Source organism: Flavobacterium sp. M31R6, assembly GCF_013284035.1.
Classification (GTDB): domain Bacteria; phylum Bacteroidota; class Bacteroidia; order Flavobacteriales; family Flavobacteriaceae; genus Flavobacterium.
Genome location: NZ_CP054141.1, coordinates 2,439,088 through 2,459,057 on the forward strand (window position 1 = coordinate 2,439,088; position 19,970 = coordinate 2,459,057).

The following is a 19,970-nucleotide window of genomic DNA, read 5'->3' on the forward strand; positions in this document are numbered from 1 at the left end:
CTCCCGACTTCGAACTTTTTTTAAATGTTCTTGTAAAATGTAAATCTAATAAAAGTCTCCCGACTTTTTCCGTGAACATATGATGAATCCAAAGTATTTTAGGAATTTTAAAAATGAACAATAAAATTAATACAAATTGTATTTGGTAAAAGAATTGAAATTCAAAACGTCAACAATGGGATTGTCTGCTTTTTCTATTTTAAGAAGTCCTGTGTCGTCTACATAATTACTGGCACTTGAGTAAATGTATTGTGATGCTTTCTCAACAATTCCTGCACGTACAGGATTTAGATGAATATAATCCAACTTTGACCACATAAACTTGTTGGTGTAGATTTCTTCTGGATGGTTGCCATATTGCCAAAACTGATAGTTTTTGTTTCTAGAATGGCTTTCGGTTGCCAATTTAAATCGATCCAACATCCATTGGCTATGCCGAACCACTTCGTTAGGTTTCTCTTCGACTTTCGGGTTCGATTTGTATTTTTTCTAAGATTTTGGTTGCTATGAATTTTTTGAAATCACGTATTAAATCCGAAAGTTTACCGTCACTGGATTGAACTATTAAATGAATATGATTGCTCATAATAACATAGCCGTAAAGAACCATTCCTTTGTGCTCAATACAATAATCTAAACACTCGATAACCGTGTCTCTATATGTTTTTCGTGTAAAAATATCGATCCAATCGACAACAGTTGCCGTTATAAAATGTGGCAAAGTTTGATCTCTTATGACGTAGCCTTCTTTGGTCGTTGTGTTATTTTGAATCATTTTGAAAGTTTTTTATCCTATAATTCAAATATAGAAAAAACTACAAAAATTGAGGTTTGTTATTTTGTAGTTTTTTATGATGATTTGAAACGCATATAATTGTAAAGACATTCACGGGAAATGTCGGGAGATTTTTGAGATGTTTTTTGTTTTCAAGAAGATTAAAGAAAAACGCAAAGTCGTGAGACTTTGCGGAGCAGCTACACTTTGCGGAGCGGGGATTCAGTGCATTGATGGAGCTTTTTTGTGATGATTTGAAAAAAACTTAATAATAAAGTTAGTCACGGGAAAAGGCGGTAGACATTTGGCATATTTTTATGGTCTTTGATGAACTTTAAAAAGCTACGCAAAGTCATGAGACTTTGCAGAGCGGGGGGCAGCTACACTTTGCGGAGCGGGGGACTTTTTTAATATTTATGTTTTTTAAGAACATTTTAAAATAAAGACAAAGTCGTGAGACTTTGCCTTTATTTTGCATTAGATTAAGAATGATTAAATTTATTCAAATCTATTTCAAGTATTGCATTTATTTCGCACATATAACGACCATTCTGCCACTCGCCAAGACGGAATATAATTAGATAATCATTATTACATTCTTTTGAATTAAAAAATTGATATTGAAATAATAATGGTGTTTGCTTTTCGAAAATTGATATTGTAGCAACTCCTTTTTTTGATAATGATTCAAAATCAATTTTTCCTTCAGTAACTAAATCATTGAGATATGGGCAATTTGGTGATACAAAAACTTCGTGTTTAAAACCTCCTCCATTGGCACAATAAAATTCTACTGAAACACCATCCATAATTTCTATCCCAGAAAATGATGATTTTCCCAAATGAAGTTTTTGCTTTATAATCATATTGTTTTTTTTTAGATAAATTTTTGAAATACCAATTCGCTGCTATCTTTTGGATTAATCAAAAGTTCTAGGTTTTTTTTAAACTTCTAAAACTTCTATTCTTAAATCTTTCTTATGGATTATTTTAGTCGATTTTTTTATTTCACCAATCTATTTTTCCTTCCTCCCGAAGCTTTTGCTCAAATCGAGCTAGTGTAAATCCTAAATTGAAAATATCAGATGTTTGAAATTTCGTTACTCTAATATCACAGAACATCACTTCATCTTCAATTATTTTAATAATTTCAAAATCAGTTTTAAAAAAGTTGTTATATTTTTCAATTTGTTGATTTAATGTGTCAACTGATGTTACCATTAACCTAAATATGGTTTCTTTGTTATTTTGCTCCATCTATAAGTATTAATTTAATGTTTGGATACATATCATGAAATTGTTGAATAATTCCTGTGCAAGAAGCACAATATGGATTTTCTGAAACTATTTTTAATTCGCCTGTAACGGTTGGATATCTAACTCCTTTAACTGCTTTTAAATCGCTCGCTAATTTATTTAACATTCTATATTCGGAATCAGTTATTCTCAACCAAGTGCCTGATGATCCTTGAGCTTCAATTGCATCAAAAATGTGTATTTCATTTAGTGCATCATTAGTGGAAACACTTCGCCACATTTCGCTATTGCTTGAAATAGCCCCCACACTACCTTCTAAATAACCATAATTTCCACCGGTTAAATTCCCAGTTGTAGTTCGATGATTTTTTATTCGATTTATTGCTTCTAAAATTTCATCTTCAGTAGCTTTATAAATATTTTCATAACCATTCCAAGTGGACCTTATTACTCCAGTAACAATATTTTTCTCTAAAACCTTTCCCGCATAACCATTATATAATTTATTTGGAGAAGATTTCACATTTATTTTTATGTAACCATCATCTATAAGAGATTGTAAGTTTTTGTATTTCGTGTCAAATTTAAGTAAAGTTTGTTTACCATTGCCCACTTGACCAAACCAAGGTATAACATCAGCAGTTGTTCCTGTTATTGGCAAATCTTTTAATACTTCTATTTCATAGTATAATGCATTTTTATTTTCGGTTACGCGCAGTGCTCTTTGTGCATAGCTGTAAGGGCTTTCCTTTATAGGCGCCACATAGCTTCCTCCAACTATTGGTTTTCCATCAGGAGTTGCACCAAACCAGTTTTCTTGATAACGATCAAACTTTTGCCCTTTTAAAATAGATCTATTTTCTACAGTATTATATCCACCATTGGCAGGTGGCCAACCCTCATTAAGTTTGTATTCCTTGAAAATATCTTCAATTTTACTCCAGTTTTGCTGTTTATAATGATTGAAGATTTCTCCTCGAAGTGATTTACTTAGTTTATTATATGCGTCATAAGTTTCACCTAAAGCATTTGCATTTTTAAAGAAATTTACGGGAACAATTACATCTTTATTTTTAGCAATTCTTTGGTAAATTAATTCTAACTCTTCTTCTGTAGCAGTAGCTATTTTACCTGTAAACTGATTTATTCCAGTTTCGTAATTAATGATTGTCAATTCAGGATTTGTTTTCCCAACTACATTTTTTGCATATCCAATAATTATTTCATTATCTGTCGCTTTAATAAAAACATCAGCTTCTGATGCAGCTTTTGGTAACAAATATTCAATAGCGGTTGAGCTATTCTTAATTTCTAAATTAATTAAATTTTTTATAGCTACTTCGTCTAAACCTTTGGCTATTTGTAATGACAGCTTACTGCTTAAATAAAAGTTTGTGGTAAATCGAGCACTTTTTTGAGATATTATGGCAATTTTATTAAATGTTTCTCCCAAGATAGGGCCAATTAAGTAGCCAGCTACGTACATTATTGCCATATCAGATTGACCTGTTGAAGCATAGTAGACTACAGCTAGACCATCTATAACAATAGCCACATTACCAAAAGGTGCAGTAGCAATTCCTGCGACTAAAAAGGCTTTGTCAATAACCTCTCCTGTACAAGATTGATTTAGAGTAAATTTACAATCCAAAATAACAATTTTCATCCTTATTTCTCCTGCAGGATTATTTACGTCTATATCTTTATAATGAAGCTTCCAACCCGCAAATGTTTCCGCATAAACCAAGGCTAAATTTAGTCCTTGTTCTGAAACAAATTCTTCTTTAAGCTCTTTTATGTTTTTTGTTTCATTTAGTTCTTTAGTAATATTAGTTTCTGTGTCTTTGAAATAAAATTTAGCTTTTATTGCATTGCCAATTTGATTATCAATCGTAATAACCTTTCCATTTATATTTTTTGTTAAAAACTTATACTCAAACTCTTGAGGATTATTTTTTTCAGCATCTGTAGCCAGTTCTATCTCATAAATATATTGGATTTGTTTTTTTGGAACAATTTTATAGAATTCAATTAACGATTGCCCAAAAGATTTAAATTTGTTGTCTCCATTTATCGTCAATAAATTGTTTGCATTGGTTTTTATCGCTTCACTTATGTCTGAACCATATGCAAAATAGGTTTTCCATTCTAAAACATTTTGTGCATTTAAGTTTCTTACTATTAATGCATAAACTCCTTTAGTTTTTGAAATTAGACTATTTTCAAAAATATCTTTTGCAAATTTATCACCTTCTTTTTGAGTAAAAGTACAAGTTGTTTCTATAAAATTAATATGCAGCTGAACTCCTGAACTAACCTCTAAATAAGCTAATTTATTATTTAATTCATCAATATATTTCGGCTCAAATATTGGATTGCCATTATATTGCTGAGAAGAATTTATATATTTTAAACCGCCTAAATTTATAGAATTTAGATTATCACCAAATTTATTTTTCTTGTTTTCATTTAAATTATGATTGAGGAATTGTACATTCACCTCGCCCCATGTTGCTATATCATTGTTGTAAGTAAATAATGATTTTTGTATATATGCATCAGTTCCACAATCTCTTATAATTTGAACATTTTGATTGGTTACATCAACAATATTTTGTTTTGTTCCATCACTGTTACAATTACTACAAGCAATATACCCCCAATAGGTGTCTCTTTTTTCATCAGTTTGCTTATAGTTCGAAATTGTGGCATATTTATCTATAAATGCACTTAAATTTTTAGGTAATTTAGTTCCAAGTACATTTTGTAGTTCTTTATTATAAACAGTTCGTAAATATTTGTTGCTATTTATAGGTTTGTCATTATCAAAAAATAACCATATGATACTTTTATTTAATGTCAGAATTGATTTTTGATTTTCTAGTGGAATATTATTATCACCAATATATTTGTTGTTTTCCCATCTATAAATAACTTTTTTACCGTTCTTAATGGACATAAAGCCTCCCAAAAAGCCTTTTGAAGCTAAATTTAGGTTTGCTACTGTAGATTCGTCACCATTACTCACAAAACTCCAATCTGGAGCAATTGCAAAACCTCCTTTTAATTCCCCCGCACTACTCCCCTGAGTAAACTGATACAACTGCAACCCAGGTGCGTGTATTATTTCCCAATCATTATGGCTAAAAGCTGTACCAGTTCCGTAATCCATTAATAAATCAGTAGTAACGGTGGTAGTGTATTCTGTGAACGGATGTTGCAACCCAAAAACACCATGTCCAAGCTCGTGTGCAATAGTCTTATTAGTGTTACCACCACCTTCTTCGGTTGCGCTTGTACCATTAAATATAAATCCAAACTGGCGTTTTAAAGGCATAAAACCACCTAGAGATCGGCTTGGTTTTATAGTAGAGAAAAACAAATAATAGGTGTCATTCTTGTAATCTGATCCTACATGGGATTGAAAGTCTGCAATTAATTTGATTTGTTCATCGGTATAGGTTTCAAAAACACCGCTGTTACCACATTGAAGGTTAGTTGGCCAGTTAAGGGTTTGATTGATAACATTTACTTCAAAAGTGATACCTGCTTTACCATAAATAGCGTTTAGCATGGGTTCAGCTTCTTCTTTGGTAGGTGTTTTATAGCCATCTACGCTTACAAATGTTACGTTTACTTTTTTGCCGGTTACATGCCACATATTCAGTGCACCCGCAATGTCATATTTTGCAGTTACTTTAACGCTGTCTTTTTGTACGGGAGGTTTTACGGTTGCCAGTATTGATTCTTTGGCAAAATCCAAAGTTCTTTTTAATGGAAGCGTTGCCACATTGCCGGACCAGGTAGGTTTAATTTCGGTACCGTTTTCGGTTTTGAATACGACGTCAGCTATTGTCTTTCCATTACTGAATGTCGCTTTAGCAGTAACATAGTCTTCTGCATTCGGAGCATCCGAGATGACTTTATAATTTACATAATAGTTGGTACCATCCTTTTTAGGAATTACATCATAGGTTTTGTTAAGCTTAGTGTTATCCTTTAGTTTAGCATCCTGGTTTGGATTTTCATCTAAGGCATAGAAACCCGTTCCTGCGGTAAAGGTTATGTTAACATCTGGAGATGAGATTTGGGTAATATTGCCTCCAGAACCCATACCATTGGTGTTTTGGGGAGTAGGTACACCACCTGGAGCCGCTTTTCCTGTTTGTTTGATATCACCTGCAGGCGCATTGGGAGAAACGGCGTATTGTTTTCCTTCCCTGTCGATAATGATTAGGTCGTTTGCCGTTTTAGGTTGTTGGAAGACTGCCCCATTTGTACCTGTTATAGTAAGAGTTCCGTCTGCATTTTTTACAACACTTTTAATCTCAAACTGTACTTCTAGAGGAATAACAGTTCCCGTATCCCCCATAACGTAATTAACGAGTTTATCACCGTCGACCATTCCTCCCCAATTCGGGTCATAACTCGCAACAATTTCCCCTGAAATTAACTTGAAATCGGTATTTACCCCAATATTGTTGAAGGTAATACGAATACGGGTGTATTTGCCAATATTAGATTTATCATTTCCTCCCTCATCTTTGCCAGCCAAGGCTGTTGCAGCATCGATTAGTTCTCTAAATTTCTCCAAAAACGGTAAAGTCACATAACCTTCACCGGAGAAAGTACCATTACTTCCTGTGGATTTAAGCACTACAATAGGGAAATCACCAGCTGTTACCACATCATTTGGGAACAATGCTGGTAATGGAGTTTTATTGGACAGGGCTGCTGGATCTGGCTTGATTCCACAACCAACAAAGGCGATTTCGTCTTGTGCCAGTGTAGTAAACTCTTGTATGTTACTGTCGGTGTATTCGCCTGGATCGCAGGCAGCGCCTACGGTGTATTCGTAGGTAGTTTTGGGTTTTAGGTTACTGATGGTGATGTACTCTCTTGGTGTTACGAGTTTGTACCACTTGGAATACGCATTTTTTTCTCTATAATTTACTTGGTAATCATAATTATCGACTTCCCCGCTCCAAGCTACTTTGGCTTGATCCTGACTTACATCGGTGGTAGTAATGGCCAATGGTGCTTTACAAAACGTGAGGTATTTAAAAGAAAAAATCTCACTGTAACCGTTGTTTTTGAAAACGCCAATTTCTTCGGCGCCAACCAGGGCTTTGGCTTTTACACGCCACGCATAGGTTTTTCCTGGAATAAGTTGGGGTTCCGCAATACTGTATTGTACTGTGGTATTTCTGGTAGTGATGGTATATAGCGGTGGCGAGTAGGCAAAGGCATTTTGAATAGGCGTATTGGTGTTCCAAATCTCCACCAAGGAGAATTCGTATTCTACATTACTCACATTGATGCTTCGTGATGTCCAGCTAAATATGACATTCTGAATGTTCTGTTCTACAATACCAGCTTTGTTTACAGGCAGGTTTAAGAGCGGCGGTTCGTTTTGGAAAATAACTGTGGTTACACTCGATTTTTTGGACAGTTTTTTGTTGGTTGCAAAGTCATACACTTCAAATGATATCGTATATATTCCCTCGGGCAATGGCTTTGCATATTGATTGGGATTAATGCCTTGGAGGTTTTGGAATTCGAAATAATGTCCCAGTTCAACATTGGTCAATAGTGTTGGAAATCCGCCTTCGAGGTAGATTGGTGTTGCTCCCACCACAAAATCATTGGTAACAAAAGACACCGCTCCCTGAAAATAGCATTTCAAACGCACTTGTCTGTTCATAATAGTCAAATCGTTAAGGATCAATTGTACTTTTATAGGACTATTGATGCTCGCAGTATTGGCATAATTACTCAGGTAAATAGGCGAGGGCTGCGTAAGTTGTGTGCTTATAGTAACTGGGTAGGTTTGGGCAAAAGCCCCCCAGCCCCCAAAAGGGGAGCATTGCAGGAGTAAAAGGGTAACAAGGATGTATAGTTTTTTTTGCATTTGGGTAATTATATTTTTGACTACTTAGATTATTTGACTATTAGATTATTTGACTATTAGATTATTAGATTTTTTTAAATCAACAAAAACACACCCCCAACCCCTCTTGAGAGGGGAGTTCGGACGGGAATAGATTTTGGTTGTTAATTTCAATTTTTCAATCTTTTTAAATTACTTCTGAATGTATTTCAACTCAACTTCCTCATTCATTCCATTTGCCAGTGCCAGTTCGTGGTAAAACGGAATTAGATTTTGTTCCAGCTGGGCGATGATTTCGGCATCTGTTTTTTTGTCGGTGATCAATTTATAGACTTCTTCAATTTCTTTTTTGTTATAGCTTAGGAGGTAATCATTTTGTTCCATTTCTTTGGTATCTGCTTTTGAAAGTTTCAAAAACTCGGTTTGCATAAAACGATGTGCCTGTAGTTTCTGCTTTGCTTTGTCACTTCTTTCTATCAATTTCAGATACGAATTATAGCCAACTTTATCGGTTATTTCGCTTGGATTAACTCCATGCAGTTTATGGCTATTCACGCGGCTAATGGCTGTGGTGTATGTTTTTTCAAAACTTTCGTCTTTGTTACTGATTTCTTGTGCTACTTTTTGAACAGCCTGGCCAATCAGTTTGTTGTATTTTTTTATTACTTCGGATGCTGCTTGGTATTCTTCCAAATAATCAATCACTTTGTCTTTGAAGCTTGCTTCATCCGGTGTTAAAGTGGCAAGTGTCAAGAGATGTTCCAATTTGCTTGCTTCTTCATTTGGTAAAGGTTGTAATTGTTGCTGTAAATCCTTTAATTGTTGCGTAATTTGCGCTAGAGTTCCTTCCAGTTTATAGTCTTTGAAATTTATTTTCAGAATATTATCTCCCAATTGTTTTTCGTCTTTTTTCTGTTCTTTTGGAGTTGGTCTTAATTTTATTTTATCGAATGAATAAGCATACGTCAAAGTTGCGGTAAGGTCGTTGTTTCTGTTGCTGGTGGTTTTGCCAAATAAGTAGATAACCCCCAAATTGAAGCTATGTTTTTCTAAATACAAGTAAGAACTTGTAAGCCTTATATTGAAAATGTCGTTTTGTTTGTTACCATTGCTAAAAGTGGTGTTGTAGCTTGTAGAAAAAGAAGAGTTTAATTTACGTTCCATAAATAACTTGGTTACGCCAAGTGTAGGCCCGATGATTAAACTGTTGCCTGTTTCCATTAGGCTGTATGTATTATTGATAGAACCCAGAAAGTTTAAATCTTTTGTGGGATAGCCTTGGACATAGGAAATGGCAGAGTTATAAAAAGTTGTTTTGCCACCAGCGACAGTTTGGCCCTGTTGCTGATTGACCGATTCCTGCATGGAAAAATTGGCATTAATAGATTTCTTTAATTGTTTGTCATTTTTGAGGAGATAGTTTGCCGTTAATCCTAAATTTTGGTTGACTTGCCTAAAGTTCAACGTATCGATGTATACTAAACTTGGATCTTGATTGATGTAATCAAATTGGTTGCGACTGTTGGTAAAGGATTGAAAATTGGAGTAATTTAAATTCAGATTCAATTTTTGACTGGCTTTATAATCTGCTGTAAGCGAGGAAACCAATCTTTTGGACTGACTCACTTTTTGTTTTTCTAAATTATCTTTTTGCATCCCTAAGCTTAAGGCCAACGATACTTTATCTTTGAAAACCTGTTGGGACGCATTTACAGTAATATTCTCCAAATCATTATTAAAGTAGTAACTCCCCAAGGTTCTGTAATTTGGGTCAATGCGCTCGTAGCCCAATCCTAAAGTTCCTTTTCCGGCAGGATATACCAATTGTGCCTTAATCGCTTTTTGGGAAGTTGTTGTTACATTTGGATTTAAAAACAGAGATGCAATTCCTTTTCCTTTAGCTGAGCCGCTAACACTAATGTCTTCGGTTATGCTGCTGTTGGCATATTCGGTCATGACTTGCAGTTTTTTGAATAATTTAAAACTGGTTTCAAAACTAAGTGCAACGTTTTCTTTTGGTGTAAACCCTAATTCAAATGGGACTGGATTGGATAACGAGCTCGCTATATCAGTTGCTTTAAAAAAGATGATTCCTAAATTTACTTTTTCGAAAGCATATGCTGTTTTGAATCCGTATCCATAGCGTTTGTAGGTTGGAATTGCAGCAGGAAAATTGACGTCATACTCATTACTTTTCAATAGACGTCCATACATAGCACTCACCTTGAATTTGCCGGGTGGAGTAAGATCAACGCCAAAACCGGTAAACAAATGTCCGTTTAAAGTATAGGGTGAGAAAGTCATGCTCACATCCCCGATATGGGTTGTTATCCATTTATAAGAGGGATGAATGCTTAACGTTTTTATGGCAACGGGTTTGGTGTACCCAAATTTTTGAGTAGAGTAGGAGAAGGAAAAGGGTAAGTTGTACAATCCTGCCACGTTGATGTTGATATTTCCATTTAAAAAATAGGAGAAAGGTTCCCTAGTTGCATTGCCCGAATACATAATTGCACTTGCCGACGCACCACCCGAAACATTAATCAGTTTGGTCTTTGTCAATTGTTCTACATTGAAGCTTTGTGAATAGCCAAGGGTAGTCGCAAAAAACAATACAATAAAAAATAGTATTCTGTTTAAAATCATTTTAATGTTGGTATAAAAAGGGTAGAAAAAATATGTTTCTCTTTTGGCCTTTTTATGGGTTATTTTTTTAAGTCTAAAAATTTATGAACCTAACTGGTCTATTCGATAATTATTTTTCTTAGCTGATTTCCTTGTTGTGACTCTACTAAAACAAAATAAACACCAGCTGTTAGTCCGTTCAAACTAAAGTTGAATTTATAAGTGTCTTTTCCTTCTTCATATTTAGAGTCGATTATCATATTATTGGTCAAATTAAAGACTTTGATGTGAGCCGGCATTACTTTATCAAGGGTCACATCAACTGTAAAAATTCCGTGTGAAGGATTTGGATAAATCTTTAGATCAAATTTTTTCTTTAAATCAGTATTGTCTGGATTTATGTACTCGCCTTCGACTACTACAATTTTTTTGGTTTGGGTAGCCGTACAGTTTTCTTTTTTGGTGTTTAATGTTAGTTCGTATTCTCCTACTTTGCTAAAACTCAATTCGGCAAAATCTTTGTTTTTTGAAACTACTGTAGCTTCGGGTGGTAAGATCCATTCGATACTGTCGGCAATAGGATTACTAATATCTACAATAATGAATTTTTCGTTCATAAAAACTTGTGAAGAAACCGCAAATTCAGCGCTAATTGCGGTGTCTTGCTTGGATATTTTTAATTTATCGGTGGCTTTACAACCTAATTTATTCGTTACAACAAGCGTATAATCAGCCGCTTCCGAAACAGTAATAATGGGTTTGTCACTTGTAAAACCTTTTGTCGATATCCAAGAATATTTGGCTTTATCATCGGCAATAGTCGAATTAATTGTTAGTGATTGGTCGAAACAAAGAGTAACATCATCACCTAGATTAATAACGTCTTTTGGTGGGTTTTCGATGGTATAGGTTTTGTCAATCACACAACCTTTGAAATCGGTTACAGCAACGGAATACCCTTTTGCGGAAGCATTTCTCAAAACATTCGATTGCTCACCAGTATTCCATAAATAAGTATAAGGGCCTTGTCCTCCGGATGAGGTTAGTACAATTGTAGCATCCGATCCTTCAAAACAAGTTGGTTTTGTAATGGTTTCGGCTGTAGCCAAATGAGGTGGAGCAGTGATTGTGATGCTTTTCGTTATGGTACATCCGTGATTATCGGTTACCAATACTGAATAACTCCCCGGTGTAACATCCTGTAAATTTGCTGTTCGCACACCTGTATTCCACAAATAGGAGTAGGGTGCTGTTCCTCCAGTTGGCGCAGTTGTAATTGTCCAATCCTTAGCATCTCCACAACGTGTGTATTGTGATGTCAAAGTGTTAGTTAATGGCGTAGGCTCAGTAATTGTAATGTTTTCGCTTTGTTTTGTCAATCCAAAAGAATCCGAAAGCACTACATAATAGGTGCCTGCGTTTGCATTTATCAAAGTTTCGGCTAGTCCAACAGCGTTTAATGGGTCGGTTGTTTTATACCATTTGTAATAATAAATTGGAGTCCCGCCCGAAGCAGAAGCTTTGATACTGGCTGTAGCATCTCCATTACATTTTACTATGTTGATTTGATTTATAGAAAGAACCAAGGGGTCGATTTTGTCTAAATCTTTTTCGATAATAGCACAGCCATTGGCATCTTTTACTGTAACGAAGTATTGCCCTGCATAAATATTATTGATGCTCGTGTTAGACGGTTGGTTTAGATCCGAATAGATTAAATCTTTACTGCCATTGTACCATAAATAATTATAATTTGGAGTACCGCCCGTTACTTGGATTTCGATACTACCATCCTGTAATCCTAAAGCGGAAGGAGGATTTTTGGTTATTTTACTCACGTATAAAATGTCAGGTTCTGTGATTGTTATAGTTTCAGAAGTTTGACATTGATTTTGGTCAGTAATGGTTACTGAATAACTTCCAGCAAAAAGATTATTTATGGTAGTAGCGTTCTCTCCTGTGCTCCAGTTTATGGTTGGTACGCCTGTTCCGCCTGAAGTTGAAATCGTTATGGAACCATCATTTCCGTTTTTGCAGGAAACATTTTTCGGGGTAGAATTAATTTTCAAAAGAAGTGGTTCACTGATTGGATTGCTTTTCAAAGAGAAAGTATTACCATTTGCATCTGTCACTTTCAATTCATAAGTTCCTGCTATCAATGTTTCGGATGGATTGATAGTAGATGCGGTAATGGTTGGCGTAAGAACATTGTGCCAATTGTAAGTGTAAGGAAGCACACCACCCGTTATAGTCGCCTCTAATATTCCAAATTTATCTCCATAACACTTAATGGTTGAGCTTGGAGTTTGAGAAATATCCGTAATTAATAATTTGTCGGGTTGAGTAATACTGTAGTTATTAGAAGTTGAACAACCATTTGCATCTGTAATCGTCAGTGTATAAGAACCTATTGGGAGATTGTCTAATAGTAATTCACTTCCAACAATAGAAACATTGGATTGGCTACCAAAGCTATATTTATATGGGCTCGTTCCACCTGTTATTGCTACTTTAATACTACCGTTTAAGGTTTCAAAACCAGTTAGGTTTTTTATGACTAAATCATTTATTGCTAAAGGAGCAGTAGGTTGGGTAATAATTATAGGGTTTAGCAGTGTTGCAGTACAATTATGACCAACGGCATCTGTAACAATAACTTGATAGGTGCCAGCACCTAGGTCAATTAAATTTTTATTAGTTGAATAATTTACAACGTCTTTTGTCCATTGTTGTGTATATGGCGCAGTTCCTCCGTTTATAGTGATTCCAATAGTACCTGTACTAGCGTGATGGCATAAAACATTGGTTTGTGATGTAGCGGTTACAGTTAATAAATTAGGTTGTTTTAAAGTAAATATAGTTGCTGTTTTTGTGGCACCAACAAAATCGGTTACTATGACCTTATAATCTCCAAATTCCAGTCCTTTTTGTTCAAATGAGTTGTCACCAAAAGCTAATCCATTTTTGAACCATTGATAATTGTAGGTAGCAACACCACCACTAACTACCGCCTGCAGTTCACCATTGAAATTTCCATTACATTTTATAGCAGAAGATTCTTTTATACTGATTTGTAACAAAGGTGATTCTGTTATTTCGAAAGTTTTGGAAACAGAACATTGATTACTATCTTTTATTTCAAGAGTATAAAAACCTGCTTTTAACCCTGAAATATTTTTTATGGTTTTTGGAGTAAAAGAGGTATCAGTACTTGAAGTCCAATTATAGGTATAGCCACCATTACCTCCTGTTGGTTCTTGTGCAAAAGTTATAGCTCCCGTACTTTGACCGTTGATTAAGACAGGAGAGATTGATTCTTGAGGGAGGGTAATGGCTAAAGGTTGAGTTATTTCAATATCGGATGAGGTGTTTGTGCAACCAATAGCGTCTGTTACTGTAACAGAATATGTTCCTGCGATTAATCCTGAAAGATCTTTTGTTGTATCTGAATTACTCCATTTATAAGTGTATCCAGGTGTTCCACCAGAAACAGTTATTTCTATTGCTCCATCTATTCCATTACTACATTTTACAGGTGTAATTGTAAAAGGATTAATCACAATTGCTGGATTAGTTGATTTAAGTAAATCTTTAGTATCATTTATCGTATAGTCTCCATCGAATACTTCTACTTTATAGTTACCTTTCGTAACATCAATTCCTGTCAGGATTTTACTAGTTCCAACTATTGTTGAAGAACCATCTTTATACCAACTATAATTGTAATTTCTAGTTCCACCTTCAGCCACTGCTTCTAAAGTTCCCGAATCTCCAATGCATTTTATAGGTTTAGTTATTTTTATTTTTACATTTAATGCTTGTAAAGTAATTGGATCACTTGTAATAGGACATCCAGAAGAAGAGGTAACTGTAATCAGATAAGTACCGTTACTTAATGCTGTAATCGGGTTAGTTCTTGCTATGTTATCAAATTTTGGTTCATCTGTTTTTGATAATAAATAAGAATAAATATCAGAGCCACCTTGAAGTACACCTCCACTTGGATTAATCTGAATTTGCCCGTCTGTAAGGATTGTTGGGGAGGGTTGAGTAATAGTTGATGTGATTTCTAAAGACGAAGTTGGTTGTTTAATTGTAATAGCACTGCCATTATATGTGGCTACTGGAGTGTCGTTGTCTGAAATGGAATAAGTGTATGCACCCATCTTAAAACCTGTTGCGATATAGTTATAGATAACGTTGTCTGTAGTTGTAATTGGAGTTGAGGTTACTGTATAAGGTTTATTGTCGCTATCTTTCCAAGTCACATTGTAATTTTTAGTACCTCCTTGTATTTTTAATGTTATAATTCCATCAGTACCTCCGTTGCATTTTACATCTGTTTTAGTTGTAATGCAAGTTATTTTTTGTTTGACTTCTATTATTGTATCTTTTGAGCAATTATTACTGTCAACTATTTTTATTGTATAAGAACCTGCAATAAGTTGGCTTAAGTTTGGCGCTTCAGTGGTGCCCAAAAATATTTTATAAGCAGGTGTACCCCCTGATATATTATTAAGTTCTATAGAGCCGTCGGCAATATTAGGGCCTGATGAAGGAAAAGTTTTTCCTTTTATTGATATGGGTTTAAGAGGAGCACTTAATGAATCTGCTTGCTTAGTTGTACATCCTTTTATGTCTTTTACTGTTATTTGATAAGTTCCAGCTGCTAGACTTGAAAAAGTTTTGTTGTCTTGGAAGTTTGTTCCGTCTTTGCTGTATGTGTAACCACCATTACCTCCTTGTGGGTTTATTATAGAAATACTTCCTGTATTCTCTCCATTACATAAAATATCAATTTGTGAAGTTTGAAAGGTTATTGGGTCTATTTCTTCGTGTTTAAAATCTAGAATTGAGGGTGATATTAATGTTCCTTTATTTATTTTTTTTGAAATGTCATTTGGATCATTAATTTGTACTTGATATTCTATATTGTAATTATGCCCATTTTCTAATTTTGAAAAGTTTTCTAAGTTAGTATATACATATGTATTAGTATTCTCTGGATAGGTTTGGTCAATAACCTGCATCAGAGCAGTTGTATTAATAGGTAAGGGATTGCTAATAGTGTTTTTTACTGAAATGAGTGATAAAATTTCCCCTTTTGTATCATCTAATTTTCTATCAAAAACAATATTAAGTTTGGTTATTGGATCTCCTTGACATTGTGGTTTTTCATAAATAATTTTAGTAATAATTGGGGCACAGGGTTTAAAAGTTATTCCTAATGGAGTTGTAAACTGTTTGTTTTGACCATAACCCAACCGGAAATAAATAATTTTGTCAAAATAGTTGTGAATATTACTCCCTAGAAAATCATTAATACTAAATTTAGTCGAAGGACTGTTGTTTTTTGTAGCAGGAACATCATACCAATATGTCTTATTGTCTAAGGAATATTGCCAGTGGTAAACTTCGCTTGGAAAAATATTTGTGCTATTTGCATCTAATTCTAATTGCTCTCCAGAACATACTTCAGTTGTTGAATTTCTATTTTTAATTGTTATTCCATTTGGAATAAGGCTATAAGGGTAAAAATTCCCAGCATAACCACTTCCAGTCGAACAGGATTGTAATGTGAAATTATCCCTTAATAATTCCAATAATGATTTTGTTACACTCAAATTTTGTGAGCATGATCCTGAGTTAGTAGTAAGGCTGAACGTAAAAGAATTACCTTTAATAGTTGTTAAATTGGGATAGTCCTGACTTCCATAATTGTTTGGGTTGGTAAAAGTATAGACATTACCTCCAACATTTGAATTAACAGAAGCATCCCCTTTTGTCACATAAACATGTAAATTTAACGTATATGTTTGTCCATATCCTTTTATGGCTAAAATTAGAATCATTAACAAAAATATCTTCCTCATAATCTTAAAATTTTATATCATAAAAAGCCATTTTTGAAATCCTTCCGTCCGCAAAAAGGGCTCTTATGGCATATTTATAGGTTGTATTTATCGTAATGCTAGGGTCGGATATTTTTTTTGTTTGAGCTGTGACCATTTGCATCAATTGCATGGGTTCGTCTGCTGTGGCTTTGTAAATTTCAAAACTTTCGACACCCGTTGCTCTGTATTCCCAAGATAAATCAATGCTGTTGGTGGTAGTATTAGCTTGTGCATAAAATCCTTTTACAACTGGCATAACTGAGGCGAGAGGAATAAAAACAACTATTTCTGGTGATGGATTTGAAACCAAATTATTTTCGTCTTTAGCATATAGGGCATACCGATAAGTACCGCCTTCTATAATGCTTTTATCTACGTAGGATTCTGGTTTGTCTTTGGTATCCAAAATCAATTGCCAGTCTTTTTGTTCATTTTCTTTACGATAGAGTTGATGCGAGGCTACATCTTCACTTTGGCTATTAATCCATTCTAAAGATACCATTCCGTCTTTTATCTCATAATTGGTAAAAATTGGTGAAGTAGGAGGAATGACATCTGGTTTTTTGACAATCAATACTTCTGAAAAGAGTGACATGTTATAATGGGTGTCGACCGCTATTATTTTGTAATAGACTTTACTGTTCAAACTTTTAACGGTGACACTGTCTTGGTATTTGTTAGATTCGCTTGGGCTCACCGTCAATTGACTAAATTCTTCGTTCGGATTGTAGGCTTTGTAAATGCGGTAGCCCATTAAATCCTTTTCTTTATTGGGATCCCAGTATATGTTAACTACTCCCAAACTATCAATAGCTCCTTTTAAGTTTACAGGCTTAGCTGGAGGAATAGAATCCACAGGTTGCACCAGCATCGGGAAAGATGTTCTATTGCTGCCTTGTTTGCCTATGGCAGTTATGGTAAAATAATTGGTTGAGGCTAGTTTGTTGTAGGTTACTGTTCTGTTTTTAGGAGCAATTTTTTTTATGACGGGGATGTATTTATCATCATCAGCATCAGAACGATTGAGTTCAAATCCAGTGATTTCCGAATCGCCTGCCTCATCAAATTCCCAAGTTAGTGTTACAGTCTTATCATCTTTGAAATCTTTTATGGTAAGATGTGGTACATATTTTAGGATTGATTTACCAGTCCCTGAAACCACTTCAGAGTAAGGACCTAATTCTCCAAAAGCAGAAATTCCCTGAATTCGATAACTGTATTGTAGGTTATTAGCAATTGAATCAACATAAAAAATACGATTATTATTTTCATTTTCTTGATTCATACTGGTGTAGGGCTTATTGGTAATTCGCTCAAAATGAATTTTGTCTTGGGAACGTTCTACATAATAGCTGCCATAAGCATGAGCTAATATCTTAAAGTTCCAACTCAGCATCGTACTTTTGTCTGTAAAATGGGCGGAAAAATCCATAGGTTTGGGTAAATCTTCATATTCTTTTAAGCCCACAAATACGCCTCCGTATTTTATTACTAGCTCTTCTTCGGGCACATTGGATGAAACTCTATAGATGTATTTTTCATTTTTCTGTGCGGTTATATCTTCAAAACCTAATCCTGCTTTTTTTGCCATTTGAAAATCCTTGTCGGCTGCAAATAGTGCAAAAGTGAAACGTTGTTCGCTTTCCTCGGATATATTAACGATAGATTGTAATTGATTTACACCAGTTACTCCAAAACTTTCTCCATAAAGCGCTTGTGCAATGATGGCTCCATTATCGTTGTCTGCTATTGTTTTTTCCCAATTTTCAAGTGGTTCTGGTTTTAGTTCTTTTGCTAAAATTATTTTTTCAGGATTTGCCAATGTTTTGTTATCTCTTGTTACGGTATAGCGTTCGAGTTGATACCCATATTTATTTAATTTTTTCCATGCAAGTGCATCGCTAGGTGCCCAACGCAAAAGAATTTTATCTTTTTGAACTCTTACGATTACTTGAATAGTTGATTCTTTTTTAGGCTTTTCAATTTTTTTTACTTGAGAATAGCCTTTGAAAAGAACAATAAAAATTAATGCAACCAAAAATGTATGCTTCATGCGAATTATTTTGTTGAGAATAATAGAGGGTACAAAAACGAATTGAAGCAGTATGTGAATTATCACATACTGCTATGAAATTACAGATTTCGTTTTAAAATTTTAGTTTTTGAGAAAGCCCAAATAACATTATCCTTGTAGGCTATTTTTAAAATATCTTCATTATGGTTGTACTCGATAGACCAGGAAGCTCCTCCATCGGTTGTTTTATAAATAACATTTTTTAATGTTGCCCAACCAGTAGTAGCATCTTTAAATACAAAGTTTGAAAAATTTTCACCATTATATATTGAAATCCAATTGTCTCCTCCATTGTTACTCTTATAAATTTTAGAAGAAGAAGGTCCTACAAGCAGCAGCAGTCCTGAGTCAGCATCAAAAAACTGTATTTCTCTAATATATGTTTCATTTGGTTCATCCGTAAAGAATTTTTCTTTCCAACCAGCAGAACTGGTATTTTTATAAATCATAAAAGGCTTCAAAGTGTAACTTGAATTTACAGTTATTCCTTTGTATCCCGTTACCCAAATGTGGTTATTGTCTAAAGCAAAGGATGCAAGACCTAATCCTACATAAGTATCGGTATTGCTTGTATATACGTTGGAAAAATTGATTCCGTCATTTGTGTCGTAAACAGTTCCATTATATGTAACAATTGTTCCTGCGGTCAAATTTTCGTTTGCGGTTACCACCCCAATCGTTGATGTGCCTTTAAAAACAAGATCTCCCCTCGTTCCACTAGAAGCGAGCGTCTTATATAAGTTTGCACTGCCGTATAAAGACCACCCTTCATCATTTGTTGTAGCAGAAAATGGAAATCTAGAATCCGATTGCGTATCTATCCAGATTCCCCATGTTTTTCCTTCATCAAAAGATCTATAAACATAAAAATAAGAAATACTACTTCCTCCAGAAAGGGTGGTTTTACTCTCCGTATGGTAATATATAGCTCTGTTATCCAAGATTTGAACATTGCTTACTGATGCATTTATAGAAGGGCTGTTCATAACAATCCAAGGACTAGGGCTCCTGTTTCCTAAAATTGCAATATTGCCATTGTAACAATTCTTAACTAAATTTGTTACTTTTGAATTCGTGATAATAAGTGTTAATATTGGTATTTGCGTGTCCATCGTATCCGGTATCTTAAATTTTATTTCCGTGGAGGTGGCTGAAATAATCTTTGCTGGGATGCCGTCAAAAACCAAACTAATATCTTCGATTTTGTCTGTAAAATTTTCTCCATAGATTGTAATTATATCATCCTTACGACCATAGTTTTTAGAATACGAATTTATTTTAACTTCTACCAAAGGCACTGGAGTTGGTTTTGGTTCTGGTACAGTAGTATCTACTTTAACCGCTTCTACTTCTGAATCTTTGCTGCAGTTGCCGAATAATAATACAAATGGCAACACCATTAATAATCTGATTTGTTTTTTCATTTTTTTTGTGTATTTTATTTATTGTTTTACC

At 34.5% G+C, this 19,970-nt stretch carries 9 protein-coding genes; all 9 read right to left on the reverse strand.

From position 1 onward, the window contains the following. Positions 1-126 precede the first annotated feature (126 nt). Positions 127-444, reverse strand: coding sequence for a hypothetical protein (locus HQN62_RS19115; RefSeq protein ID WP_371811602.1), 318 nt, complete (start codon positions 442-444; stop codon positions 127-129). Between the two features lie 4 nt (positions 445-448). After that, a complete protein-coding gene (locus HQN62_RS19120; protein ID WP_371811603.1) occupies positions 449-775 on the reverse strand; it encodes a transposase in 327 nt (108 codons plus the stop codon). 482 nt (positions 776-1,257) lie between these two features. Next, positions 1,258-1,641, reverse strand: a complete 384-nt coding sequence (locus tag HQN62_RS10005) for a hypothetical protein (protein ID WP_173504258.1) — start codon at positions 1,639-1,641, stop codon at positions 1,258-1,260. 142 nt (positions 1,642-1,783) lie between these two features. Then, complete coding sequence (locus tag HQN62_RS10010) at positions 1,784-2,032, reverse strand: hypothetical protein (RefSeq protein WP_173504259.1); 249 nt, start codon at positions 2,030-2,032, stop codon at positions 1,784-1,786. Next, the gene (locus tag HQN62_RS10015) at positions 2,019-7,943 is read right to left on the reverse strand and encodes a deaminase domain-containing protein (protein WP_173504260.1); all 5,925 of its coding nucleotides are present in this window, start codon (positions 7,941-7,943) and stop codon (positions 2,019-2,021) included. Before HQN62_RS10015 ends, HQN62_RS10010 begins: the two co-directional genes overlap by 14 nt. Before the next feature lie 171 nt (positions 7,944-8,114). Next, positions 8,115-10,568 (reverse strand): hypothetical protein, encoded by a 2,454-nt coding sequence (locus tag HQN62_RS10020; RefSeq protein WP_173504261.1) that lies wholly within the window; start codon positions 10,566-10,568, stop codon positions 8,115-8,117. Positions 10,569-10,666: 98 nt separating this feature from the next. After that, positions 10,667-16,420, reverse strand: a complete 5,754-nt coding sequence (locus tag HQN62_RS10025; RefSeq protein WP_173504262.1) for a T9SS type A sorting domain-containing protein — start codon at positions 16,418-16,420, stop codon at positions 10,667-10,669. A 4-nt stretch (positions 16,421-16,424) separates the two neighbouring features. Then, positions 16,425-18,494, reverse strand: a complete 2,070-nt coding sequence (locus HQN62_RS10030; protein ID WP_173504263.1) for a fibronectin type III domain-containing protein — start codon at positions 18,492-18,494, stop codon at positions 16,425-16,427. An 80-nt stretch (positions 18,495-18,574) separates the two neighbouring features. Next, a complete protein-coding gene (locus HQN62_RS10035; protein WP_173504264.1) occupies positions 18,575-19,939 on the reverse strand; it encodes an IPT/TIG domain-containing protein in 1,365 nt (454 codons plus the stop codon). Positions 19,940-19,970: the final 31 nt, after the last annotated feature.